Origin of the sequence: Bacillus cereus group sp. N31 (assembly GCF_016483245.1) — a bacterium.
GTDB classification, from domain to species: Bacteria; Bacillota; Bacilli; order Bacillales; family Bacillaceae_G; genus Bacillus_A; species Bacillus_A toyonensis.
The window spans coordinates 24102-48081 of record NZ_JAEHCH010000014.1 but is presented as its reverse complement, the minus strand read 5'-3'; the positions used below and the strand labels follow the sequence as shown (position 1 = coordinate 48081).

Below are 23980 nucleotides of genomic sequence, written 5' to 3'. Positions count from 1 at the left end.
TAGGATTCCTTGATTATAAACGGACTCTAACAAGGATACAAGTGTTGGAATACTTTTCAATCATACGTTTTTAATTTCTATAAAAAATGAATAGAATGATACATTTTCCCTATCTCATTCTACTAATGCCTAGCATAAAATATAGTACAATCATATCATTTTAAGGAAGGTTTGATATTTATGCCTCTTCATTATCCAAATCAACCTGTTTTTCACTCCACAGGTGTATTAACAAGAGAGCCTGCAACTGTTTCAGCAGTAGTAAACATTGTAAATTTAGATGCATTTTACGCACACTATGTAAGTATAGAGGTTTGGGATTGGTCTAACTATTCTAATCCTGTAAAATTACCTGTACTAATTGGTGAAAATGCGGAAGTAGTATTTCCATATATTTTACAAGGGAACAACTTAGCAGTTTTTTATGCTGATTTAGGTGACGCTGTTGACTTGTATGAAATTCGTATTTCTTATCCTAGCCACTCCAATATTATCGCAAATTGTTTTGGACGAAGCATACCGCCATACGCAAGCCAAGAAGGTAATACCGTATATCATAAACAACTTGTTCGAATTCATTAAGTTCTCTTTCCAAATCACCAATTTATAAAAGCATTCAATAGATTAAATTCCTATTGAAGTGCTATGGTCAGTAATACTCTCTTTCATTTTCTTTTCCTCAACGAAAACTATTACTGACCTTTGGTTCCTTTATTATACATAAATACAATAAAAATAAAGTATCCTCCTTAAATCATTTGATAGCCATTTTTATTATTTACCTGCCATCTCCAAGAATCTAAACACATTTCTTCTAATCCATATTCCGCTTCCCATCCTAATTCTCGCTTCGCTTTAGATACATCAGCAAAACATATCGCTACGTCCCCAGGACGACGCCCGATAATTTTATAAGGTATTTTTTTGCCCGAAACCTTCTCAAAAGCATTAACCATCTCCAATACACTATACCCTTTCCCTGTACCAAGGTTATATGCATCTATTCCTGTAGTTTCAAGCACTTTCTCAAGTGCCTTTACATGTCCTTTTGCAAGGTCAACAACGTGAATATAATCACGAACACCTGTCCCGTCTTTTGTTGGATAGTCATTTCCAAATATATTTAATTCCTTTAACTTCCCTACCGCTACTTGTGTTACATATGGCATTAAATTATTAGGAATCCCATTTGGATCTTCTCCAATACGACCACTTTGATGCGCCCCAAATGGGTTGAAATAACGAAGTAACGCGATACTCCATTCACCATCAGCTTTTGCAACATCACGCATAATTTGCTCTATCATTAACTTTGTTTGCCCATATGGATTTGTCACGCTTAATGGAAATTCTTCCGTAATTGGTGATGTTTTTGGAATTCCATATACAGTTGCAGACGAACTAAAAATAAATTTTTTCACATTATGTTTTTGCATTACATCACATAATATAATCGTACTTATAATATTATTATAATAATATGTAAGCGGAATTGTAGTAGATTCCCCAACTGCTTTGAAGCCAGCAAAATGAATAACTGCTTCAATGTTATTTTCAAAAAAAATCTCATTCATTTTTTCACGATTTAAAACACTTTCATTATAAAATTTAAATTGTTTCCCTGTTATTTCTTTTACTCGATTTAAAGACTCTATTGAACTATTTGAAAGATTATCTACGACTATAATTTTATAATTATTATTTAATAATTCTATACACGTATGACTACCAATATATCCTGCTCCACCCGTTATAAGTATCGCCATATATATAGTCCCCCACTTATCATCAATTATAAAATTTTATAATCTCAATACACATCTATCCTATCATATTCCAAGATATAAATTCTAAATATTTTAAATTTTCTTTTATATAAAAAGCTACATAACCTTTAAGTTATGTAGCTCTTCAACATCTATATTTTTCTATATCATTTTTTATTACCCAAAAATTTTAGTAAAAGCTATCCAAACGTTCTGATTTGTTAAATTACGTAACAATATACACTTAAAAAGTGTGCCAGGCTTCCTAATAATACGAAAACATGAAAAATTTCATGGTGTCCCATATATTTAAACTCCAACCATTTTGGCTTAGCACCGTAAATAAACCCACCAATTGTATAAAAAATACCTCCAAGTATTAAGAAAAGGATACCTCCTGTACTTAAATTCTCAGCTAGCGGTGCAAAGAATAGAACAATTAACCAACCCATCAGAAGATAAATTCCTGTCGATAACCATCTTGGGCAATTAAACCAAAACATTTTAAAAACAATACCACAAATCGCAGTTGCATAAACCAAACAAAATAGTAGTAAACCATTTGCCGAACTTAATGTAATTAAGCAAAAGGGTGCATATGTACCTGCAATTAATATAAAAATCATAGAATGATCTAACTTCCTAAAGAAATAAATAACACGCTCACTGGCTACAACACTATGATACACAGCTGATGCCATATAAAGGACCATCATCCCAATACCGAATAAAATAACAGCTGTAATTGCAGCAAAAGATGGCATCTTAACAGAAACTTTCACAAGCATAGCTAATAATGCAATAAATGCTAATACAGCTCCTCCTAAGTGAGTAAATGCATTAACCGGTTCTCTTACATAAGCATTCATATAAACACCCCTCATATAATTACATGTAGTTTTAATAACTACATGTAATTATATACACATTATTTATACTAGTCAACATTTACAATTCACTTGTTTCGTAATACCATATTTAAAGATATACTAAACATTCAGTTCCACTAAGTGATAAAAGTGAGGGGTTTTACGTGGAAAATATAAATAAATTACTTGAATCATTACATTTAGAAAAAAATATTAAACTTGAGGATATCCCAAATGTCGACTTATATGTAGACCAAGTTGTTCAACTATTTGAGAATACTTATGCGGATACAACAAGAACTGATGATGAAAAAGTATTAACAAAAACAATGATTAACAATTACGCAAAAGGGAAACTATTCATCCCTATTAAAAATAAAAAGTATTCAAAAGAGCATATGATTTTAATTAGCTTGATTTACCAATTAAAAGGAGCCCTTTCCATTAATGACATAAAAAGCTCCTTAGAAAATATAAATGTACCTTTACTAAACGATGATACATTCGAATTAAATACTCTCTATAAAGATTATCTTGCTCTTACTGAAACCAATGTGGAAACCTTTAACCAGGACGTAAATAACCGTATTAGGGAAGTAAATGAGATTTCCTCCTTAGAAGATCAAAAGCTAGAAAAGTTTTTATTACTAACATCCTTCGTGACGATGAGTAATATGTATAGACGATTGGCAGAGAAGTTAGTGGACGATTTAAAAGAATCGTAAATAAAAAAACTATCCACCTGTTACAGTGGATAGTTTTTTTATTTACTTAATTGCTTCATGGACTTTTAATTGTTTCCCTTTAATCGTTGTAGTTTTCATGGTCTTTAAAACAATTGGTCCTTTTCCATTTAATATTTCAACGTAAGAAACATTGTCCTGTATCGTAATAATTCCTATATCTTCTGCTGTAACACCTTTAATTTTAGCAATTGTGCCGACAAAATCTACCGCTCTAATTTTCTTTTTCTTCCCACCATTAAAGTACAGCTTCATAATCCCTTTGTTTAAGTCTGCACTTTTATCTTTCTTTATAATTGGTTTAGCATGTATTTTTTCCTCAAATACTGCCTTCCCTTTCATAACCTCTTCTTTTGAAGGTGCATATGCCTTTGGAATTTCAAAGCCGATGTACGCCTCAATTTCTTCTAAAAATCTATTTTCATACGGAGTTATGAATGTAATAGCTTTTCCTTTATTGCCAGCTCGTCCCGTTCTTCCCGTACGATGTACATAACTTTCTTTTTCTAACGGAATATCATAGTTAATAACATGTGTAATATTATCAATATCAATTCCTCTAGCAGCTACGTCTGTCGCTACTAAATAACGGAACTTTCCTTTTCTAAAATCGTCCATAACTTCAAAACGATCTTCTTGCACCATACCACCATGTATTTTGTCACAAGGATAGTTAACACGGTTTAACTGTCTAAATACGTGATCTACATTTTCTTGTGTACGGCAAAAAATAATACAACTATCTGGATTCTCAATTGTTGTTACATCTTTAAGAAGTGAAAGCTTCTCCTCTTCTCTCGTCTCAAAAAGTGTATGTTCAATTTTGTCTGTGGTAATCCCGGCAGCCTTAATTTCAATATGCGTTGGCGAATCCATATACGTACGGGATAACTTTTCAACATCTTCTGGAAGTGTTGCCGAAAATAGCATTGTCATTCGCTTTGTAGGTAATTCATCAATAATTGCCTCTACTTGATCAATAAAGCCCATATTTAGCATTTCATCTGCTTCATCAATGACTAAATACTTCAGACATTCTAAAGAAAGGGTACCTTTTTCAATATGATCTAACACACGGCCAGGAGTCCCCACTACGATATGTGTCTTTTGTTTTAACTCTAATTTTTGACGTGCAAATGGAGACTTACCATAAACGGCCGCAGCCTTAATTCTTTTGAAGCGGCCTATATTCGTAATATCTTCTTTCACTTGAACAGCAAGTTCTCTCGTCGGCGTCAAAACTAATGCTTGTGGCTTATTCTCTTCCCATTCCACCATTTCACAAAGTGGAATACCGAATGAAGCTGTTTTTCCACTTCCAGTTTGCGATTTTACAACAAGATCCTTCTTTTTCAATGCAACTGGAATAACCTCTCCTTGCACTTCTGTTGGATGTTCATATCCTAAACCAGTAAGTGCTCGTATTATTTCTTTACTTAATGCATAATTACTAAATTCCTTTTTACTCATATACTAACCTCATTTGAATTTTATATTTAAATAACTATACTCTCCATATCTAACGTCAAGTTATACCAAGATACTATATTAAATCAATGTTTTCAATTCATTTAAGTTTCAATTTATCTACGTATAATTCTTAAATAATAAAGGACAGCCTTAATTATAAGTCTGCCCCTCTAAATTGTATTCATCTTTTATGGAACTAATTTTTTTACAACTGGTATTCTTTGCAATACTAAAGTAATTACCATACTAAGAACAATTGTAATTGTTACATTAATAGGTATTGCCAATATTGCATGTGCATGTTCATTCACCTTTGGAAATACTCTGTACAGATAGTTATTTAATAAGAAAAAGTGAAGGATATAAATACCAAGGCTCGCTTGATTTATACCGCGTAATACAAATGGTAATTTTTTTTCTGAATTTCCGAAAGAATATTTGAAAAATACAAATAAGCTAATTGCCATAAGTACAACACCTGGAGAAAAGTATCCATACCAAAACTGATCCAATTGTCCGTTTGCCTGAACTGTATAATAATATGTAACAAAGAATGTAATAATAAATCCTACAATTCCTCCAATGTAAGCAAAATTCCTCCACTTTTTCACAATATCATAATTGGATAAATAATAACCAAGCAGGAAATAGCCTACATAATTTGTAACGTAAAATAATTCAATATTAAAGTTGATAGGATAATAATATTTTGCCAAATTAACGACAACAGATGCATATAACCATAAAATTAAAAAATACTCTATCTCTTTCTTTTGAGCATTCTTCACAAAAATTTTCAGTAAAGGTGTAATTAAGTATATCCCTACAATCATGTACATGAACCATAAATGTCCACCAATACTATCTGTTAGAAAATATTTTATCCCCTGTTTTATAGAACGTGGGAAATATCCTGCATAAGCTCCGTATAAATAAAATAAAACACTCCAAGCTACAAAAGGTATAATTACCTTACTTGCACGTTTCTGTATAAATTCTCCAATAGAAATATCTTTCGTACCCTTTAATAATAAAGCTCCACTAATCATCACAAAGATTGGAACGCTAGCGCGTGAAAGTGACTCAAAAAGATTCCCAGACAACCAACGCGAAACGTTATTTGCATCCAATGTGGAAACATAACCAGCGGAGACATGAATTGTAACTACTGCGATTGTCGCTAACACACGCAACCAGTCCATATACACTAATCGTTTCATTAACAGCTCTCCTAAATTTACATATTTGATTTTTCCTATACCACACATAATTTTACATTAAATCATGTTATGTTAAAACAAATTTTGACGATATAAGCCTACAGTAGACTTAAATCAACTTAATTTTTTTATATAAACATTAAAACCTTTGACTTATTAGTGAAAATAATGTAAATTATCCTTTGGACGAACATTTTCAAACAAAACAAATAAAATATTCGTATTTTAGGGGTGTAAATGATGGAAAACGTTTTTGACTATGAAGATATTCAATTAATTCCTGCAAAATGTATTGTAAACAGTCGATCTGAATGTGATACAACTGTCACTTTAGGAAAACATAAATTTAAATTACCTGTCGTACCTGCAAATATGCAAACGATTATAGATGAAAGAATCGCAACTTATTTAGCTGAAAATAATTACTTCTATATCATGCATCGTTTCCAACCAGAGAAACGAATCTCATTCATTAGAGATATGCAATCACGTGGATTAATTGCTTCAATCAGCGTTGGTGTTAAAGAAGACGAATACGAATTCGTACAACAATTAGCCGTTGAGCAACTTTCACCTGAATACATTACAATCGATATCGCACACGGTCACTCTAATGCTGTGATCAACATGATTCAACATATTAAAAAACATTTACCAGAAAGCTTTGTTATCGCTGGAAACGTTGGAACTCCAGAAGCGGTAAGAGAATTAGAACACGCTGGCGCTGACGCAACAAAAGTTGGTATTGGACCCGGTAAAGTCTGTATTACTAAAATTAAAACAGGCTTTGGAACTGGTGGTTGGCAGTTAGCTGCACTTCGCTGGTGTGCAAAAGCTGCAAGTAAGCCGATTATTGCTGACGGTGGTATTCGTACACACGGTGATGTAGCTAAATCTATTCGATTTGGGGCGACTATGGTTATGGTCGGTTCTCTATTCGCTGGTCATGAAGAGTCTCCAGGGGAAACAATCGAAAAAGATGGAAAGCTTTATAAAGAATACTTCGGTTCAGCTTCTGAATTCCAAAAAGGTGAGAAGAAAAACGTTGAAGGTAAGAAAATGTTCGTGGAGCATAAAGGTTCTTTAGAAGACACTTTAATCGAAATGGAACAAGATCTTCAATCTTCCATCTCTTACGCTGGTGGAACAAAATTAGATGCTATTCGTACTGTAGATTATGTTGTCGTGAAAAACTCTATTTTCAACGGTGATAAAGTATATTAATTCTTATATTCAGCTCGAAGGACAAGCATGTGTATGCCTGTCCTTCTTTTTTATGTATAAAACCGTTAAATATTTTTATTTTACTGAATTTTCTAGTATCATATTTTTAAATACTTAAAATAAGGGGGCTATAATAAATGAAAAATGTAATTGAAAATCGCCTTATTCGCGCAGAAGTTCCTACTGAACTAACATGGGATCTTTCTGATTTGTATAAATCTGATGCCGAGTGGCACACTGCATTAAACGTATTAGAAAATGATATACAGAAACTTGATGCATTTAAAGGACGCTTGCATACTAGCTCCACTACTTTACTAAATTGCTTACTTATAGAGGAAGAGCTTTTAATGAAATTAACAAAACTGAGCTCATATGCAAACCTAAAAGAATCTGCTGATCGGACAGATCCAGTTATTCAAGCGAACTCTTCCAAAGTTTCTGCTCTAGGAACGAAAGTACATACAGCACTATCCTTTATTCATAATGAAATTCTCTCATTTGAAGAAGGCACGATTGAAAAATATTTAATTGAGGAGATAAAACTCAACCCTTTTCGTAAATCATTACTAGAAGTGCTGAGCAAAAGGCAGCACACTCTTTCACCTGAAACAGAAGAAGCACTTGCTGCACTTGGCGAAGTTCATAGTTCTCCATACAAAATTTACGGCATGACTAAATTGGCCGATATGGATTTCAATCCTATACAAGACGAACAAGGAAACGAATTCCCTTTGTCATTTGCATTATTTGAAAGCAATTATGAATTCTCTCCAAGCGCATACATACGTAGAAAAGCATATGAATCGTTTGTTTCCACTTTGAAGCGATATAAAAATACAGTTGCCACAACATATGCTACTGAAGTAAAAAAACAAGTGACACTTTCTCGTTTACGCAAATATGAATCCGTTACTCATATGCTTTTAGAGCCGCAAAAAGTTCCACTTGAAATGTATAACAATCAACTTGATATTATTTATAAAGAATTAGCGCCTCATATGCGCCGTTTTGCAGATTTAAAAAAGAAAGTATTAGGACTCGATCAAATGCTTTTCTGCGACTTACATGCACCTTTAGATCCTGAATTTAATCCAGCAATTACTTACGAAGAAGCAGGCAAACTCATTCAAGATTCTTTAAAAGTATTAGGAGATGAATATAGTTCCATTATCGAAAAAGGCTTCAAAGAAAGATGGGTAGATCTTGCAGATAATGTAGGCAAATCAACAGGAGCATTTTGTTCAAGTCCATATGGTTCTCATCCATATATTTTAATTACATGGCAAAATACGATGCGCGGATGCTTCACATTAGCACATGAATTTGGTCATGCTGGGCATTTTTATTTAGCAAATAAAAACCAGCGCATTATGAATGTACGTCCATCTATGTACTTTGTTGAAGCACCATCAACAATGAATGAATTATTACTAGCCCAACATTTACTTGCAACAACTAACGATAAGAGAATGCGCAGGTGGGTCATTCTACAACTACTTGGCACATATTATCATAACTTTGTTACTCACTTACTTGAGGGCGAATACCAACGAAGAGTATATACTCTAGCAGGAGAAGGACAAGCACTTACAGCTAAAAGTTTAACCGAAATAAAAACAAATGTCCTTTCTACATTCTGGGGGGATTCTGTAGAAATCGATGAAGGTGCCGGCTTAACTTGGATGCGCCAACCTCATTATTACATGGGCTTATATTCTTACACGTATTCCGCAGGTCTAACTGCATCTACCGCAGTAGCCCAAATGATTAAAGAAGAAGGGCAGCCTGCCGTTGATCGCTGGTTAGATGTACTTCGCGCTGGTGGTACAATGAAACCACTTGAATTAATGAAACATGCCGGAGTAAATATGTCAAAACCAGATGCAATCCGTAAAGCTGTTTCTTACGTTGGCTCCTTAATTGATGAATTAGAGCGTTCTTATCAAGAATAAAAAAATAAGCCCTCGCTTCTTTATGAGGGCTTATTTCATATTTACTTTCCAAACCTTTTACGGTATCCACATTTCCTACATAACTCTTCGACTGCAACTCTTTTCGAAAATCCATCGACAATGTTTGTTGCTCTTTCACCTTCTATAATGTTAGAAAATGAATCATTATTAATATTCCCAAGATTAATAATCCCTTCACCGTCTAAACAGCAAGGAATAACCGTTCCATTTGCTAAAATACCCGCTTGATTTCGAAGACCATGACAGAATCCTTTTCCATCATCCTCTTCTTCATGCAATGCCGGCCATTGAAATTCATAATCTTGATTAATAAAGACACGTTCCGCAATTTTTATACCTTTTCCTGGTGTAAGCTTCTCTTCAATTTGATAAGGCAGATCAAACTCATTTTCAATTATGGATAATAGCTCTCTATTTTTCTGGATTTCAGCATTTGTCTTATTATCCTGAGTTAAATTCCATAACCTTAGCGAAACAATTAAATCTGATTGACTTGTTGCTTCCCTAATGAAGGCAAGTATACTTCTTACATAGCCCTCTTTATCTTGCGAACCTGGATGTCCATCAAAACTGTGCAGGGAAAAGTTCATTTGTCTTAGAGCAGGCTTATTTAACAGTCTATGCCTTCTCTTATTAATTAACGTTCCGTTCGTTGTAATATTAACTTTAAATCCTTTTTCATGGCTTAAATCTAACAGTTGATCTATTTTTGGATGGAGCAACGGCTCACCCTTCACGTGCAAATAAATGTAGTCTGTGTGAGGTTTAATTTGGTCTAATCTTTTAGCAAAATCCTCCACAGAAATGAATTGCTTCTGCCTTTCCGTCGGCGGACAAAAGCTGCACGCAAGATTACATACACTTGTAATCTCTAAGTAAAACTTCTTAAACTTCTTCACCTTTAATTCCTCACTTCTCTGACTACTTATAATTTTTTCCTCTTCATATTACAGCATACTTTTTTAGAAATAGAAACATACTTATTTTAGGAAATCTGCATACCACCTATTAATATTTAAAAGACCATCGGTGATTTTTATCCAATGGTCTTTTTTACTCTTTTTATATACAAATGGAAATTTACTTATGATATGGTTCACCACGATTAATACGAAACGCTCTATACACTTGCTCAAGCAATACTAATCGCATTAATTGGTGTGGTAATGTCATTTTTGAAAAAGAAAGAGATTCATTGGAACGCTTCATTACTTCTGAACTTAGTCCAAGTGATCCACCAATTACAAAGGCAACTTTACTCTTTCCATATGTAGCAAGACGATCTAGGCTTACTGCAAATTCTTCTGATGACTTTTGTTTTCCTTCTATCGCTAATGCGATCACGTGCGTATCATCAGAAATTTTATCCAGTATACGTATACCTTCTTTTTCTTTTACAATTAACATCTCGGCTTCACTTAAATTTTCTGGTGCTTTTTCATCTGGCAATTCAATTACTTCTACTTTTGCGTACGCAGATAATCGTTTTAAATATTCTGCTATACCTTGTTTTAAATACTTTTCCTTTAATTTTCCGATTGAAATAATCGAGATATTCACATTTATTCCCCACCTTACAAACATGTTATCCACATAACTTATCCACATATCCACAAATGTTACCCACATATTGTGTGAGAATCTGTGTTCGATACAACATATGTCGCCTCATTTTGACAAAATTCACATGTTTTTTTCTCTTTTTCTGAGTTATCCACATTGTTAATAACCGGTGCAACTTCACATTCATCAACAATAATATCTAACGCTAATTCAACATGTTCTAAACAACAAGGTAAATTCATATTCTTCACCTCACTTTTCTACAATAGAAAACAGGAGGTAGGCCCTCCTGTTTTTAATATTTTTGAATGCCTAATTTCACCGTTGTTGTTGCTCTTTTTGTACCACGATAAAACGTAAGAGTCATTTTATCATTAATTTTTTTATCATATAAGGCCGTACGGAACCCAATAATATCGTTTACTGGTTTTCCATCTACCGCTACAATAACATCATGTTCTCGCAAACCAGCATCCGCGCCTGGTGAAGGACTTTTCACATCTAAAATGCAAACTCCCTCTGCTACATTGCCTGGTAAATGTAATGTTTTGGACCAATAATAATTCGGAATCTCATTTAATGATCTAAGTTCAATTCCAACATAAGGTCTTCTTACTTTCCCGTACTTCTCAAGTTCATTCATAATCGGAACGGCTCTAGTAACCGGAATAGCTAATCCGATTCCTTCCACTTCTTTTGCAGCAATTTTCATTGAGTTAATACCAACTAATTGTCCTGCCGCATTTACAAGTGCACCACCACTATTACCTGGATTAATCGCTGCATCTGTTTGTAATACTTCTACTTGCCAATCGTAATGACCATCTTGGTCTAAGTCTACAGGAACAATACGCTCGTTAGCTGAAATAATGCCTTGTGTAACGGTCCCAGAAAATTGCAGTCCGAGTGGATTTCCAATCGCAATGACCGGTTCTCCTCGACGAACTTTATTAGAATCGCCAATCTCAATTATTTTTTTCACATGCTTCGCATCTATTTCTAGTACAGCTAAATCTGTGACTACATCGGTTCCTAATACTTTCCCTGGGACCTTCTTACCGTCACTTAGACTTACTTCAATACGATTTGCTCCAGCAACGACATGGTTATTTGTTACAATGTAAGCTTGTCCATCTGTCTTTTTATAAATGACACCAGATCCTGTACCGGCTTCTGAATCTGCCTCTGAAAAATTGTCTCGTTGAATATTAATAATACCAACAACAGCTTCAGAAGCGCGATCAACAGCGTCTACAAAGCTAACCTGTTTAATCCCTTGAGCTTCAGCCATGTTACTTCCACTTGCTTCAGCTTGCGGAAGCGCGCCAGCATGATTCGAAAATAAAGGCGCCCCAAATGCAAATAATGAAGCCCCTACAATTGTTCCTGCTATGCTAGAAATGACAATACCTTTATGCTTCTTTTTACCTGCACGTTTTATACGATACTTTTCTTCATCAATAAAGGACATATTTGTTCACCTATCTTCCTGAAAACAACTATATTCACCTTTATTGTTTACTAAAATGAAGAATTATACGTATTGAATTTTCGTAGGCATTTTTGGATCTGTATCATGAATTTCAAAGGATTCTCCCACTCCAAATCCTTTTTCCTCTAACACTTGCGATACTGACATACGCGCTAGTTCTTTCATATTGTTATCTAAGCTTAAATGTGCTAAATAAATATGTTTTGTCTCATCTGTAATTACATCTGCCATCGCTAACGCAGCATCCTCATTACAAACGTGACCAACGTCGCTTAAAATACGTCTTTTAATGCTCCACGGATAACGTCCCATACGAAGCATTTCCACATCATGATTACTTTCAAATACGAAAGCATTAGCTCCCTTAATAACACCTTTCATACGGTCACTCACGTATCCTGTATCTGTAATAAGGGCTAATTTTCTATTATTGTTATGAAAAGCATAAAACATCGGCTCTGCCGCATCATGGGAAACTCCAAATGACTCGACCTCAATATCACCGAACGTTTTCACATCCCCAACTGAGAAAATGAACTTTTGCTCAGTTGGGATATTTCCTATTAAATGTTCCATTGCATTCCATGTTTTCTCGTTCGCATAAACTGGTAAATCATATTTACGCGCCAATACACCTAATCCTTTAATATGGTCACTATGCTCATGTGTGACAAGAATACCTGATACATCATTTATATTCAGTTCTGCTTGTTTAAATAAAGCCTCTGTTGCTTTACCACTTAAACCTGCATCGACGAGTAATTTTTTTTCATCCGTTCCTACATATAGCATATTCCCTGTACTTCCACTTGCAAGCACACTAAAATGCATACTCATTCTTTCTCACTCCATTATGTTCTTCCGGCACTTGAGTTTCCCCTAATTCCATAACTTGTCCTTCAATTGCATTCACAAAAAAGTCCTTTTTCTGCTCTGTCTTTAAGTTCCAAGTTGGAGCTAGCACTTGTATATTAGAAGATGATTCAGCTAGAGCCGCATATCCAATCTGCGCCTCTTTCACGTGCGTATTTTCTGCAATTTTATTTTTTAAATATATATTTTCCAAAGCTGTTTGAGCAGTGATAATTTCTTGTTCTTTCGTTTTTTCACTTTCGCCCATTTCCTTCAAATCCGTTAACATTGTTTGTGTATACGAAACAAGCTCGTTTTTTTCATTTAAATCCACAACAATCATTGCATGATTATTGTGGAAAATCGGCTTATCCTTATACTTTTGGAAGAAATAAATTTTAGAGTCTTTCATTGCTCCAAATTCGTATTTCTGCCCATCAAGGACACTGTTTTTTAAGAAATCATTATATTTATCCTTAGATAATGATTTTGCATTTAAAAATGGCTCTTTCAACTTACCTTCTATCGTATATTCATTTTGCAGATGCGCTGTTTGATTTTTTAAAGATTGCACATCTTCTTCTTTAAAGTTTTTATTTTTCGCCATAATAAATGACTCTTTTTTCGGCTCTTTAGGAAAACTCCCCATAGTAATTTTAGATTCTTTTAATTGTTGATCAATTTTTGTTTCTGTCACAATTTCCAACTGATTACTATCTTGCTTTTGAATGAACTGAAAGATAAGAAAGAGGTCTAAAACAAAAAAGGTCACAATAAATATCGTTTTAATTCGATCCCAATCCATTTAGTCCTCCCTCACTCCACTCATATATTTTTTGTTTACCCTCTTCATCACATTTTACATACCATATCGGCTGTAAAATACTGATCTCTCCTCCGTTCACAGGACCTCCGTTCACGGAAGATTTCAATGACATTTTATAACCAATACCAACATCCTGAATTGAATTTTTGTCAATTTCCGGATTATTCTCTAATGATGTCATCACTGTACGACCTGATGCAAGAGAAGTGGGTGTACTAGGTAAAGGAATATTGAAATCAAAAAGAGATCTCTCATACTGCATGATTTCGCCTGAACCCCATGCTTGTTTTAATTCAGCCATTCCATCTGCATTAAATACAGGTAAACCGCCCTCGTATAAACGGAATGAGGTTTTCCCCTTATTAATATAATCAAGACGATAAGAATTTAAGTTACCACTGTGCCCACTTACAAAGTCGAAGCTTTTCTTCAAAAGCATCGCATTATCTGTAACTTTATCACTATATACTGCGGAATTTTTATATTTCAACATTAAATTCAACTTATCAATTTCCATAGATCGAATACCATCTGTAAATGTTTCCTTTGATTTCTCGGTAATAGGACTTAAATAACGCGGATCACTAAATAAAACATTTTTAAATGAATCCACATCTAACCCAGACACAAAATACTCTATCTGATTTAATTCCGTAATTCCATCTGGTAAAAACAGTTTTTTCGTATCATTTACTTGATATTCAAAATATGGTTTTGCTAATGTAATAAATCGATTTTGGTCGTTTATAACATCCTTTACATAAGCACCACTCAACATCGCTTGATATATTCTACGAGGATTATCATAAGAAATAAAATTAACTTTAATTTCTTGGTCCTTGCTTCGAGAAGGATCGATTACAATGCGATTAAAACTTCTATTAGATTCTAAATTTTTATCTTTAATATTGAACATGTCTTTAATCGTCTCAAGTGGCACATTTGTAGGAAAAACAAATTCAATCTTTTCTTCTCCGTGTACATAAGAAAGAAAATCCCCTTTAGGAACTGTGCCTGTTATTTCCCTAAAATCATGTAATTCTCCATTTTCAAGAATTTTATAAAGTGAGTTCACGTTGTTCGTATTCTCACTTACGTAATGATTTTTTTCTTTATGAACAATAACAGAGGATGGGCGAACAACTCCTGAAATCTTTATCGGATTTATCTCTTCATTACCTTGAACAAATTTTGTATTTTGCACAGAAGTGGAATCGGGAACATATGTCCATAAATTAAAAGTTAAAAATAGACTAATAACAACTAAATTAATTAGAACTATCGTTTTAAAGTTTTCCATACTCATTCCCAATCGTCCTCTTCATCTGGTGCCAGTGGCAGTGTGAAATAAATCGTCGTTCCTTTTCCTTCCTCACTCTTCGCCCAAATAGAACCACCATGTGCCTCAATCATTTCTTTTGCAATCGCTAATCCAAGACCTGTACCACCCATTTGTCTTGAACGGGCTTTATCCACACGATAAAAACGTTCGAAGATTTTATCTACGTTTTCTTTCGGAATACCCATACCTTGGTCACTTACACTAATCTCTAATAACTCCCCTCGATCACGTAAGCGATATGTTACTGTTCCACCTTCTGGCGAATACTTTAATGCGTTAGAAATAATGTTATACAACACTTGTGTAATTTTGTCCGTATCCATATCAATAAATCTAGATTTTTTAGAGAAAGATCGTTTGAAACTTACATTTTGCTCTTTAGACATTTCAAAGCGATCAATAACATTATTAAAGAAGTCAGTAAAGTCGACCCACTCTTTCATCAAACGATGTTCTGTACTATCAAGCTTAGATAGTTGCAGCAGCGCATTTACAAGCCTTATCATTCTTTCTGTTTCCTCTTGTGTAACTGTTAAAAATTGCGGTGCAATATTTGGATCTTGCCATGCACCATCTGTCAGCGCTTCTAAGTAACTACGCATCGTTGTTAATGGTGTTCTTAATTCATGAGAGACGTTCGCCACAAACTCGCGGCGTTCCCCTTCTATACGCTCCTGCTCCGTTACATCGTATAATACAGCAATTAAACCATTTGCCTTCCCCGTCTCTTTTTGAATAACAGAGAAACTAGCACGTAAAATGTATGGTTCATTTCTCGTACTAAAATCTAATAAAACAGAATCAGGCTCTTCGTATAAATGATCGAGCGTAAATTCTTCCTCTATCCCCAATACTTCTAAAACCGATTGATCCAGCGCCGTTTCACGCGAAACATTTAGCATCTTTTCCGCAGGGTCATTTAATAAAATAATATCCCCTTTTCGGTCAGTAGCAATTACTCCATCTGTCATATGTGATAAAACAGATGATAATTTACGTCTTTCGCTTTCTGTTGAAGAACGAGCTTGTTGTAGCTTTTTTGATAAATTATTGAAAGATAATGCTAATTGGCCAATTTCATCATGACTATGGACCTTTACTTTTCTCGAATAATTTCCTTTTGCCATTTCAATTGCTTGCCTTCGCATATCTGAAATTGGTCTTGTAATTGTTTGAGCTAGTAAAATCCCAAGTACAGCCGTTACTAACAAAGCAATCACTGTTCCGGTAGCAAAAATTTGATTTATATCCTTCATTTGTTTGTATACATCTTCCATAGATGCAACAATACGAATGACACCAAGTACCTCCCCAGCTTTATCGCTTTGAATAGGAGTAATCATCACTTGAACTCGATGGCCAGTTCCTCCATCTTTCTCAATTTTTGATTCTAGTTTATTTTGTACAATTACCCGTTGAACAGCTATATCTGTCGATGTTCTGCCTATCTTATTTTGCTTAGCCGTGTCTGAAATCGCCATTAATTTTCTATTAGAATCAAATACACTTACTTCTTGAATATCTTTCTTACGATCCGATGCAAACTTTTGAATCGAATTTTTTATAGCGTCATCTAATGATTCTGGATCTGTTTTTTCACGACTTTTTGTAAATTCTTGCTTTAAATTATACGATAGTAAATTCGTTTGTTGTGTCAGGGAATCCTTAAAGCCTTGTACAAGACTTTTTTCTAATTCTCTTACGAAATATACACCGATTACTTGCATCGCTATTAATATTAATAGCATATATATGAGCACAAACTTTAAATGAATGGATTGAAAAAAACCAACCTTTTTCATATATTATTCCTGCTCTGGGTCACGCAAGTAATACCCTACCCCACGTCTAGTTACAATTAAAGTAGGATGACTTGGATTATCTTCAATTTTTTCACGTAAACGACGTACTGTTACATCCACTGTACGCACATCTCCAAAATAATCATAACCCCAAACTGTTTGCAATAAATGTTCACGTGTCATAACTTGTCCTAAATGTTTTGCTAAATAATGTAGCAATTCAAATTCACGATGTGTAAGCTCAATATTTTCCTCACGCTTTGTTACACTATAAGCATTTGGATTAATAATAATTGGTCCAATAACCATTTCAGTATTTTCTTCTTTTTCTGCTGCACCACCTTGTTGATGGCGGCGTAAATTCGCCTTCACACGAGCAAGTAATTCCCTCGTACTAAATGGCTTCGTTACATAATCATCTGCTCCAAGCTCAAGCCCTAATACCTTATCAATTTCAGAGTCCTTCGCTGTAAGCATAATAATCGGCATTTCTGAGTTTTTACGTATTTCACGACAAACCTCTAAACCATCTTTTCCTGGTAGCATAATATCTAATAAAACCATATCTGGCTGTTCTTCATTAGCTTTCTCAATTGCTTCATCACCATCATGTGCCATTACAATTTCAAAACCCTCTTTTTCTAGGTTGAACTTCAAAATGTCTGCAATCGGCTTTTCATCATCAACTACTAAAATTTTCTTTCCCATCATCGTCTATTTCCTCCTCATAAAAATATGGTCAATGATTCTTAAATATATTGATGTTTCTATAGTATATCCCTATATGACAGCAACCTTTATTTAAGTGTTCTCTCCTCTATTCTCATAGACTCATGTATGATCCACCTTTACACGGAATCCTATACGATCTACAGAAAAACCTCTAGCTTCAACTGCTAGAGGCTCCTCATCCTATTGTAAAATAACTACCCACATTTGTAAAACTACACAAAATAAAAAGGATATTAAGTGGGCCCACTTAATATCCTGAGAGTGGCTCGGGACGGAATCGAACCGCCGACACGAGGATTTTCAGTCCTCTGCTCTACCGACTGAGCTACCGAGCCAAAACTATATATAAAACCACTAATGGTGGTATAAACAAAAGTGGCGGTCCCGACCGGGGTCGAACCGGCGATCTCCTGCGTGACAGGCAGGCATGTTAACCACTACACCACGGGACCAAAAATAAACATAAAAAAACATGACCCGTACGGGATTCGAACCCGTGTTACCGCCGTGAAAGGGCGGTGTCTTAACCACTTGACCAACGGGCCACGAAAAATAAAATGGTGAGCCATGAAGGATTCGAACCTTCGACCCTCTGATTAAAAGTCAGATGCTCTACCAACTGAGCTAATGGCTCATACTCACCAACGTCATATTTTCGTGACGACAAGATGTATCATAACATATCATCTTTCACTTTTGCAATACTTTTTTTGTTTTTTTATAAAAGATAAGAAAAAACTCATGCTGACATGAGTTTTTCTTAAAAATATCAATTAAACTTCGTATACGTTACGAACGATATTCGTTTGGTTACGATCTGGTCCAACTGAGAACATAGATAATTGGATTCCTGTTAATTCAGAAACACGCTCTACGTATTTTCTTGCATTTTCAGGAAGCTCATCTAATGATTTCACACCAGTAATATCTTCTTCCCAACCTGGAAGCTCTTCATATACAGGCTCACATTTCGCTAAAATGTTTAAGTTTGCTGGAACTTCATCTATAACTTCTCCGTTATATTTGTAAGCAACACAGATTTTAAGAGTTGGAATACCTGTTAATACATCAATAGAGTTTAATGATAAATCCGTTAAACCACTAACACGACGCGCATGTCTTACAACAACGCTATCGAACCAACCTACACGGCGTGGGCGACCAGTTGTTGTTCCGTATTCACGACCAACTTCACGAATTTGATGACCAATTTCATCATTAAGTTCAGTAGGGAATGGACCATCACCAACACGGCTTGTATATGCTTTACATACACCTACAACGCGAGTAACTTTCGCCGGACCAACTCCAGTTCCAACTGTTACACCACCAGCAATCGGGTTAGAAGATGTAACAAATGGGTACGTACCGTGGTCAATATCAAGCATAACACCTTGTGCACCTTCAAATAATACACGGTGATTGTTATCTAGTGCATCATTTAATACAACAGATGTGTCGCATACATATTGTGCGATTTGTTGTCCATATTCGAAGTACTCTTCAAAGATTTCTTCTACGCTGAAACCTTCTGTATCGTACATTTTTTCAAATAAACGATTTTTCTCTACTAAATTGCGCTCAAGCTTCTCTTTAAATGCTTCACGGTCTAAAAGATCAGCCATACGGATACCAATACGAGCAGCTTTATCCATATATGCAGGACCGATACCTTTTTTCGTTGTACCGATTTTGTTATCACCTTTACTAGCCTCTTCTAACTCATCTTGTTTTAAATGATAAGGTAAAATAACGTGTGCACGGTTACTTACACGTAAATTATCAGTACTTACACCACGGTCGTGTAAGTATTTTAACTCTTCAAGTAATGCTTTTGGATCTACTACTAAGCCATTTCCGATTACACAAATTTTCTCTTTATAGAAAATACCAGATGGAATTAAGTGTAACTTATATTTAACTCCGCCGAAAACAATTGTATGTCCCGCGTTATTTCCACCTTGATATCTTGCAACTACTTCCGCATGCTCAGAAAGAAAATCAGTGATTTTACCTTTTCCTTCGTCGCCCCATTGTGTTCCTACAACTACTACTGAAGACATTATTAAAGCACCTCCGCAATTTTCAAACGATCTATTCAAACAATATAATTGTACCAAAACCGAAAAAGAAGTCAACCAAAAAAGCGAACATTTTTTTATTAAAAATCATTTTCGTTCGTAAGAATTATATTTTCGCCTTATGAAAGCCTTATCTTTACTCTATAAAAAAAGAAACACATCTTATTATAAGAAATGTGTTTCTTTTTTATACTGCCTTTATGCCCCATCCTCAAAGCGTCGTTCTAAGTTAACGAACTTATTAAATTCTTTAACAAACGCAAGCTCTACTGAACCTACCGGACCATTACGTTGTTTTGCGATGATAATTTCAATCGTATTTTTATTTTCCGTTTCACGGTCATAGTAATCTTCACGATACAAGAATGCTACAATATCAGCATCCTGCTCAATACTCCCCGATTCACGAATATCAGACATCATAGGGCGTTTATCTTGACGAGATTCAACACCACGGGATAACTGTGAAAGGGCAATAACAGGCACTTGTAATTCACGCGCAATCCCTTTTAATGTACGCGAAATCTCAGATACTTCCTGCTGACGGTTCTCGCCCGACTTCCCACTTCCCTGAATAAGCTGTAAATAGTCAATTAAAACCATCCCAAGACCTTGTTCCTGCTTTAATCTACGGCATTTTGCTCGAATCTCATTTACCTTAATCCCTGGTGTATCATCAATATATATACCGGCATTTGAAAGGCTTCCCATCGCCATTGTTAACTTCGCCCAATCATCAGAAGTTAATGACCCAGTACGAAGTCTTTGCGCATCAATATTACCTTCTGCACAAAGCATACGCATAACAAGCTGATCAGAGCCCATCTCCAAACTAAAGATCGCTACATTTTCATCCGTTTTCGTCGCTACGTTTTGTGCGATATTTAATGAAAATGCAGTTTTCCCTACTGACGGACGCGCCGCTACTATGATTAAATCATTTCGTTGGAAACCTGCGGTCATCTTATCTAATTCAGTAAATCCAGTTGGTATTCCTGTAACTTCACCTTTTTGATTATGCAAAAGTTCGATTTTATCGTAAGCATCCACAAGAACGTCTTTAATATTCTGGAATGCTTTAGCGTTCGTTTGATGAGATACTTCTAATATTTTTTTCTCAGCCTCATTTAAAAGACCGTCCACATCATCTTCTCTCTCATATCCATCAGACACGATATGAGTCGCCGTTCGAATTAAACGACGTAAAAGCGCCTTTTCAGCGATGATTCGTGCATAATACTCTACGTTAGCAGCAGTTGGAACAATCTCTGCTAACTCTGCTAAGTAAGAAACCCCACCAACTTCTTCTAGTAATCCTTGATCAGCCATCGCTGACGTCATCATTACTAAGTCAATTGGCTCTCCCTTATCAGACAAGCCAAGCATCACTTCAAAGATCTTTTGATGTTTCGTTCGATAAAATGAGTCAGGTACCAATAGTTCTGATGCTGACGTTAACGCATCTTGATCAATCAATATGGCACCTAAGACTGCCTGCTCAGCTTCTATATTATGCGGAGGGGTACGATCAGCCATTACATCACTCATACGCAATCCTCCTTGTTTAATTTATTTTTATTGTTCACTAACATGAACTTTTACTTTTGCTGTTACTTGCGGATGCAATTTTACAGTCACATTTGTATAACCTAATGCACGAATTGCATCATCCATTTCAAATTTACGTTTATCAAGTTTGATTTTATGTGATTTTTGCATTGCGTCTACGATTTGTTTGCTTGTGATAGAACCAAATAAACGGCCACCTTCTCCAGATTTCGCCTTCAGTTCCACAGTTAATTTCTCTAAAGTTTCTTTCAGCTCTTTTGCATTCTCAAGCTCTGCTGCTGCATCTTTTTCTTCTTTACGCTTTTGAGCTTCTAAAGTTTTCATACTGCTGTTTGTCGCTTCAGCAGCTAATCCTTGTTTTAGTAAAAAGTTATTTGCATAACCATCTGGTACGTTTTTTATTTCTCCTTTTTTACCTTTACCTTTTACGTCTTTTAGAAAAATTACTTTCATGATTGTGTGCCTCCCTGTAAATAGTCATCAATAACAAATCGAAGCTTCTCCTCAGCTTCATCTACTGTAACATTTTTCATTTGTGTGGCTGCATTCGTCAAATGCCCGCCACCTCCTAGATTCTCCATAATTAGCTGCACATTCACTTCACCTAAAGACCTGCCGCTAATTCCAATGAAATTCTCCCCACGTTTCGCTATAACAAATGATGCAATAATACCCGTCATCGTTAATAGCGTGTCCGCTGATTGTGCAATAAGCACTTGATCGTAATAGTCATCACTATCAACTTTTGCAATAGCAATTCCATTTTTATAAATGTACGCATTTTTAATAGCTTTTGCAACTCGTAAATACTGATTCATATCTTCTTTTAACAATTCTTGTACAAGTACAGTATCTGCACCATGCGAGCGTAAATAAGAAGCTGCATCAAACGTACGAGCACCCGTCCGGAACGTAAAACTTTTCGTATCAACAATAATACCAGCTAACAATGCCGTCGCTTCTAACATTGTCATCTTTAAATTTTTCGGTTGATACTCAAGTAATTCTGTAACAAGTTCTGCCGTCGAAGAAGCATATGGTTCCATGTAAACAAGTAATGGATCTTCAATAAAATCTTCTCCACGACGATGATGGTCAATCACCACTACATTTTCAATTTTACGAACCAGTTTTTCCTCCATCACCATAGAAGGCTTATGTGTATCCACAACAACAAGTAAGGACTCATCATTTGCAAATTCCATCGCTTGATCTGGGGTAATAAAATGAGACCATAGTTCTTCATTTTGTTTCACTTTATCCATCAGACGTTTAATTCCCTTATCGGAATCATTTTCATCTAACACAATATATCCTTTGCGCTCATTTAATTGAGCTACCTTTAAAATACCAATCGCAGCACCAATTGCATCCATATCAGGGGCCCTATGTCCCATTATAATGACATTACTACTTTCTAATACTAAATCCTTCAATGCATGCGAAATAACTCTAGCACGTACACGAGTACGCTTTTCAACTGGATTTGTTTTACCGCCGTAAAATTTAACTTTACCTGTCGCTTGTTTAATAGCTACTTGATCCCCACCACGTCCAAGCGCAAGGTCTAAACCAGATTGAGCCATTGCTCCAAGCTCTGATAAAGGCATATCACCCGATCCGACACCCACACTTAACGTAAGTGGTATATTCCTTTTAGATGTTTCTTCACGCACTTGATCTAAAATGTTAAACTTGCCTTTCTCCATTTGTGCTAAAATACTTTCATTTAGTACAACGAAGAACCTCTCTGAAGATGCACGTTTTAAATAAGCGCCATACTTAACAGCCCATTCATTTAGACGTGACGTCACAAGACTTGTTATATTCGTACGTAATTGATCATCTAATCCTTGTGTAACTTCATCATAGTTATCTAAATAAATAACAGCTAAAACAGTGCGTTGATCTTCATACATCTTTTCAATTTCTGTTTGTTCCGTTACATCAAAGAAATAAATTAGCTTTTCTTCTTTCCTTACAAAAACACGGAACTTTCGATTATTTAAAGAAACTATATCGTCAGAAGTTTCCCCCTTAATAAAAAGGAGTAATGTTTCTGATACATCGTAAAGGTGCCAACCGGCTAATGCATGCTGTCCCAAACATGATGATAAATAAGGATTTGCCCAATCAATCCCATAATCCTTATTGTATAACAAAATACCAATTGGCATTTGGTTAAATGCTTCATTACTCACTTTCTTTACCCTTGTAATCATATCTGTCGTATGTTTTTCAAAATTTCTTTGGAAAGTAAGTTCGAATCGTATAACGACAAAAAGTACAATACAAAAGATAAAAAAGGATGATATTCCCATAATTAAATGAAAGTAACAGAGGAGTGAAATTAGCACAAATACAAAAAATGCCAATACATAAACAGGATATAAAAACCACTGTTTCTTATAAAATTCAGGCATGTATACAACTCCTATAAAGTAAAACTAACT

At 35.1% G+C, this 23980-nt stretch carries 21 protein-coding genes and 4 tRNA genes; 4 read left to right on the top strand and 21 right to left on the bottom strand.

Features of this window, described 5'->3' with window-relative positions:
• Positions 1-180: 180 nt before the first annotated feature.
• Positions 181-582, top strand: coding sequence for a hypothetical protein (locus JDS81_RS17565; RefSeq protein ID WP_001128273.1), 402 nt, complete (start codon positions 181-183; stop codon positions 580-582).
• A 167-nt stretch (positions 583-749) separates the two neighbouring features.
• Here the strand turns inward: JDS81_RS17565 and galE are convergent, their stop codons facing one another.
• Both galE and trhA read right to left on the bottom strand, forming a co-directional pair.
• The gene (gene galE / locus JDS81_RS17560) at positions 750-1766 is read right to left on the bottom strand and encodes a UDP-glucose 4-epimerase GalE (protein WP_097954055.1); all 1017 of its coding nucleotides are present in this window, start codon (positions 1764-1766) and stop codon (positions 750-752) included.
• A gap of 221 nt (positions 1767-1987) precedes the next feature.
• The gene (gene trhA / locus JDS81_RS17555; protein WP_000995370.1) at positions 1988-2635 is read right to left on the bottom strand and encodes a PAQR family membrane homeostasis protein TrhA; all 648 of its coding nucleotides are present in this window, start codon (positions 2633-2635) and stop codon (positions 1988-1990) included.
• Positions 2636-2799: 164 nt separating this feature from the next.
• Here trhA and JDS81_RS17550 point away from each other — a divergent pair, with 164 nt between their 5' ends.
• Entirely contained in the window at positions 2800-3360 is a 561-nt protein-coding gene (locus JDS81_RS17550) for a DUF1836 domain-containing protein (protein ID WP_000427895.1), read from the top strand.
• Positions 3361-3402: 42 nt separating this feature from the next.
• Here the strand turns inward: JDS81_RS17550 and dbpA are convergent, their stop codons facing one another.
• Both dbpA and JDS81_RS17540 read right to left on the bottom strand, forming a co-directional pair.
• Entirely contained in the window at positions 3403-4848 is a 1446-nt protein-coding gene (gene dbpA / locus JDS81_RS17545; RefSeq protein WP_000037210.1) for an ATP-dependent RNA helicase DbpA, read from the bottom strand.
• Positions 4849-5036: 188 nt separating this feature from the next.
• The gene (locus JDS81_RS17540; RefSeq protein WP_000827024.1) at positions 5037-6068 is read right to left on the bottom strand and encodes an acyltransferase; all 1032 of its coding nucleotides are present in this window, start codon (positions 6066-6068) and stop codon (positions 5037-5039) included.
• Between the two features lie 240 nt (positions 6069-6308).
• On the opposite strand from JDS81_RS17540, the gene guaC reads away from it, so the two are divergent.
• On the top strand, positions 6309-7292 hold the full coding sequence (gene guaC / locus JDS81_RS17535) for a GMP reductase (protein ID WP_097954054.1): 984 nt from the start codon (positions 6309-6311) through the stop codon (positions 7290-7292).
• Positions 7293-7429: 137 nt separating this feature from the next.
• Entirely contained in the window at positions 7430-9247 is a 1818-nt protein-coding gene (gene pepF, locus JDS81_RS17530; protein ID WP_097954053.1) for an oligoendopeptidase F, read from the top strand.
• A 41-nt stretch (positions 9248-9288) separates the two neighbouring features.
• Here the strand turns inward: pepF and JDS81_RS17525 are convergent, their stop codons facing one another.
• The 17 genes from JDS81_RS17525 to JDS81_RS17445 all read right to left on the bottom strand — a co-directional run bounded on the left by JDS81_RS17525 (position 9289) and on the right by JDS81_RS17445 (position 23950).
• Complete coding sequence (locus tag JDS81_RS17525; protein ID WP_000713626.1) at positions 9289-10167, bottom strand: radical SAM/SPASM domain-containing protein; 879 nt, start codon at positions 10165-10167, stop codon at positions 9289-9291.
• A 181-nt stretch (positions 10168-10348) separates the two neighbouring features.
• The gene (gene rlmH / locus JDS81_RS17520; RefSeq protein ID WP_001027003.1) at positions 10349-10828 is read right to left on the bottom strand and encodes a 23S rRNA (pseudouridine(1915)-N(3))-methyltransferase RlmH; all 480 of its coding nucleotides are present in this window, start codon (positions 10826-10828) and stop codon (positions 10349-10351) included.
• Between the two features lie 59 nt (positions 10829-10887).
• Positions 10888-11073, bottom strand: a complete 186-nt coding sequence (locus JDS81_RS17515; protein ID WP_001052827.1) for a CxxH/CxxC protein — start codon at positions 11071-11073, stop codon at positions 10888-10890.
• 53 nt (positions 11074-11126) lie between these two features.
• On the bottom strand, positions 11127-12302 hold the full coding sequence (locus JDS81_RS17510) for a S1C family serine protease (protein WP_000008023.1): 1176 nt from the start codon (positions 12300-12302) through the stop codon (positions 11127-11129).
• A 63-nt stretch (positions 12303-12365) separates the two neighbouring features.
• Positions 12366-13160 (bottom strand): MBL fold metallo-hydrolase, encoded by a 795-nt coding sequence (locus JDS81_RS17505; protein WP_000061688.1) that lies wholly within the window; start codon positions 13158-13160, stop codon positions 12366-12368.
• Positions 13144-13980, bottom strand: a complete 837-nt coding sequence (locus JDS81_RS17500; protein ID WP_000383715.1) for a two-component system regulatory protein YycI — start codon at positions 13978-13980, stop codon at positions 13144-13146. Before JDS81_RS17500 ends, JDS81_RS17505 begins: the two co-directional genes overlap by 17 nt.
• Complete coding sequence (locus JDS81_RS17495; protein ID WP_000061574.1) at positions 13961-15307, bottom strand: YycH family regulatory protein; 1347 nt, start codon at positions 15305-15307, stop codon at positions 13961-13963. Before JDS81_RS17495 ends, JDS81_RS17500 begins: the two co-directional genes overlap by 20 nt.
• Positions 15304-17145, bottom strand: coding sequence for a cell wall metabolism sensor histidine kinase WalK (walK, locus tag JDS81_RS17490; protein ID WP_097954052.1), 1842 nt, complete (start codon positions 17143-17145; stop codon positions 15304-15306). The genes JDS81_RS17495 and walK overlap by 4 nt, the downstream gene beginning before the upstream one ends.
• Positions 17146-17148: 3 nt before the next feature.
• Positions 17149-17856 (bottom strand): cell wall metabolism DNA-binding response regulator WalR, encoded by a 708-nt coding sequence (walR, locus tag JDS81_RS17485; protein ID WP_000971864.1) that lies wholly within the window; start codon positions 17854-17856, stop codon positions 17149-17151.
• Positions 17857-18139: 283 nt separating this feature from the next.
• Positions 18140-18212: transfer RNA gene (locus tag JDS81_RS17480), tRNA-Phe, on the bottom strand.
• Positions 18213-18253: 41 nt separating this feature from the next.
• Positions 18254-18329: transfer RNA gene (locus JDS81_RS17475), tRNA-Asp, on the bottom strand.
• A 21-nt stretch (positions 18330-18350) separates the two neighbouring features.
• Positions 18351-18422: transfer RNA gene (locus tag JDS81_RS17470), tRNA-Glu, on the bottom strand.
• A gap of 13 nt (positions 18423-18435) precedes the next feature.
• A tRNA-Lys gene (locus JDS81_RS17465) sits at positions 18436-18511 on the bottom strand.
• Between the two features lie 139 nt (positions 18512-18650).
• On the bottom strand, positions 18651-19940 hold the full coding sequence (locus tag JDS81_RS17460) for an adenylosuccinate synthase (RefSeq protein ID WP_000100232.1): 1290 nt from the start codon (positions 19938-19940) through the stop codon (positions 18651-18653).
• Between the two features lie 216 nt (positions 19941-20156).
• Positions 20157-21506, bottom strand: a complete 1350-nt coding sequence (gene dnaB / locus JDS81_RS17455; protein ID WP_001286243.1) for a replicative DNA helicase — start codon at positions 21504-21506, stop codon at positions 20157-20159.
• Positions 21507-21533: 27 nt separating this feature from the next.
• Positions 21534-21980, bottom strand: a complete 447-nt coding sequence (gene rplI, locus JDS81_RS17450; RefSeq protein ID WP_000864222.1) for a 50S ribosomal protein L9 — start codon at positions 21978-21980, stop codon at positions 21534-21536.
• Positions 21977-23950 carry a DHH family phosphoesterase gene (locus JDS81_RS17445; protein WP_001113907.1) on the bottom strand — a complete coding sequence of 658 codons (1974 nt, stop codon included), beginning with the start codon at positions 23948-23950 and terminating at the stop codon, positions 21977-21979. The genes rplI and JDS81_RS17445 overlap by 4 nt, the downstream gene beginning before the upstream one ends.
• Between the last annotated feature and the right edge of the window lie 30 nt (positions 23951-23980).

What these genes read in the sequence shown, in the direction of transcription:
- JDS81_RS17505 (WP_000061688.1), bottom strand. Translation starts at nt 13,160, where the DNA reads ATGAGTATGCATTTTAGTGTGCTTGCAAGTGGAAGTACAGGGAATATG.
- JDS81_RS17445 (WP_001113907.1), bottom strand. Translation starts at nt 23,950, where the DNA reads ATGCCTGAATTTTATAAGAAACAGTGGTTTTTATATCCTGTTTATGTA.
- dnaB (WP_001286243.1), bottom strand. Translation starts at nt 21,506, where the DNA reads ATGAGTGATGTAATGGCTGATCGTACCCCTCCGCATAATATAGAAGCT.
- JDS81_RS17515 (WP_001052827.1), bottom strand. Translation starts at nt 11,073, where the DNA reads ATGAATTTACCTTGTTGTTTAGAACATGTTGAATTAGCGTTAGATATT.
- dbpA (WP_000037210.1), bottom strand. Translation starts at nt 4,848, where the DNA reads ATGAGTAAAAAGGAATTTAGTAATTATGCATTAAGTAAAGAAATAATA.
- guaC (WP_097954054.1), top strand. Translation starts at nt 6,309, where the DNA reads ATGGAAAACGTTTTTGACTATGAAGATATTCAATTAATTCCTGCAAAA.
- JDS81_RS17460 (WP_000100232.1), bottom strand. Translation starts at nt 19,940, where the DNA reads ATGTCTTCAGTAGTAGTTGTAGGAACACAATGGGGCGACGAAGGAAAA.
- JDS81_RS17540 (WP_000827024.1), bottom strand. Translation starts at nt 6,068, where the DNA reads ATGAAACGATTAGTGTATATGGACTGGTTGCGTGTGTTAGCGACAATC.
- pepF (WP_097954053.1), top strand. Translation starts at nt 7,430, where the DNA reads ATGAAAAATGTAATTGAAAATCGCCTTATTCGCGCAGAAGTTCCTACT.
- galE (WP_097954055.1), bottom strand. Translation starts at nt 1,766, where the DNA reads ATGGCGATACTTATAACGGGTGGAGCAGGATATATTGGTAGTCATACG.
- trhA (WP_000995370.1), bottom strand. Translation starts at nt 2,635, where the DNA reads ATGAATGCTTATGTAAGAGAACCGGTTAATGCATTTACTCACTTAGGA.
- walR (WP_000971864.1), bottom strand. Translation starts at nt 17,856, where the DNA reads ATGATGGGAAAGAAAATTTTAGTAGTTGATGATGAAAAGCCGATTGCA.
- JDS81_RS17495 (WP_000061574.1), bottom strand. Translation starts at nt 15,307, where the DNA reads ATGAGTATGGAAAACTTTAAAACGATAGTTCTAATTAATTTAGTTGTT.
- walK (WP_097954052.1), bottom strand. Translation starts at nt 17,145, where the DNA reads ATGAAAAAGGTTGGTTTTTTTCAATCCATTCATTTAAAGTTTGTGCTC.
- rplI (WP_000864222.1), bottom strand. Translation starts at nt 21,980, where the DNA reads ATGAAAGTAATTTTTCTAAAAGACGTAAAAGGTAAAGGTAAAAAAGGA.
- JDS81_RS17565 (WP_001128273.1), top strand. Translation starts at nt 181, where the DNA reads ATGCCTCTTCATTATCCAAATCAACCTGTTTTTCACTCCACAGGTGTA.
- JDS81_RS17500 (WP_000383715.1), bottom strand. Translation starts at nt 13,980, where the DNA reads ATGGATTGGGATCGAATTAAAACGATATTTATTGTGACCTTTTTTGTT.
- JDS81_RS17510 (WP_000008023.1), bottom strand. Translation starts at nt 12,302, where the DNA reads ATGTCCTTTATTGATGAAGAAAAGTATCGTATAAAACGTGCAGGTAAA.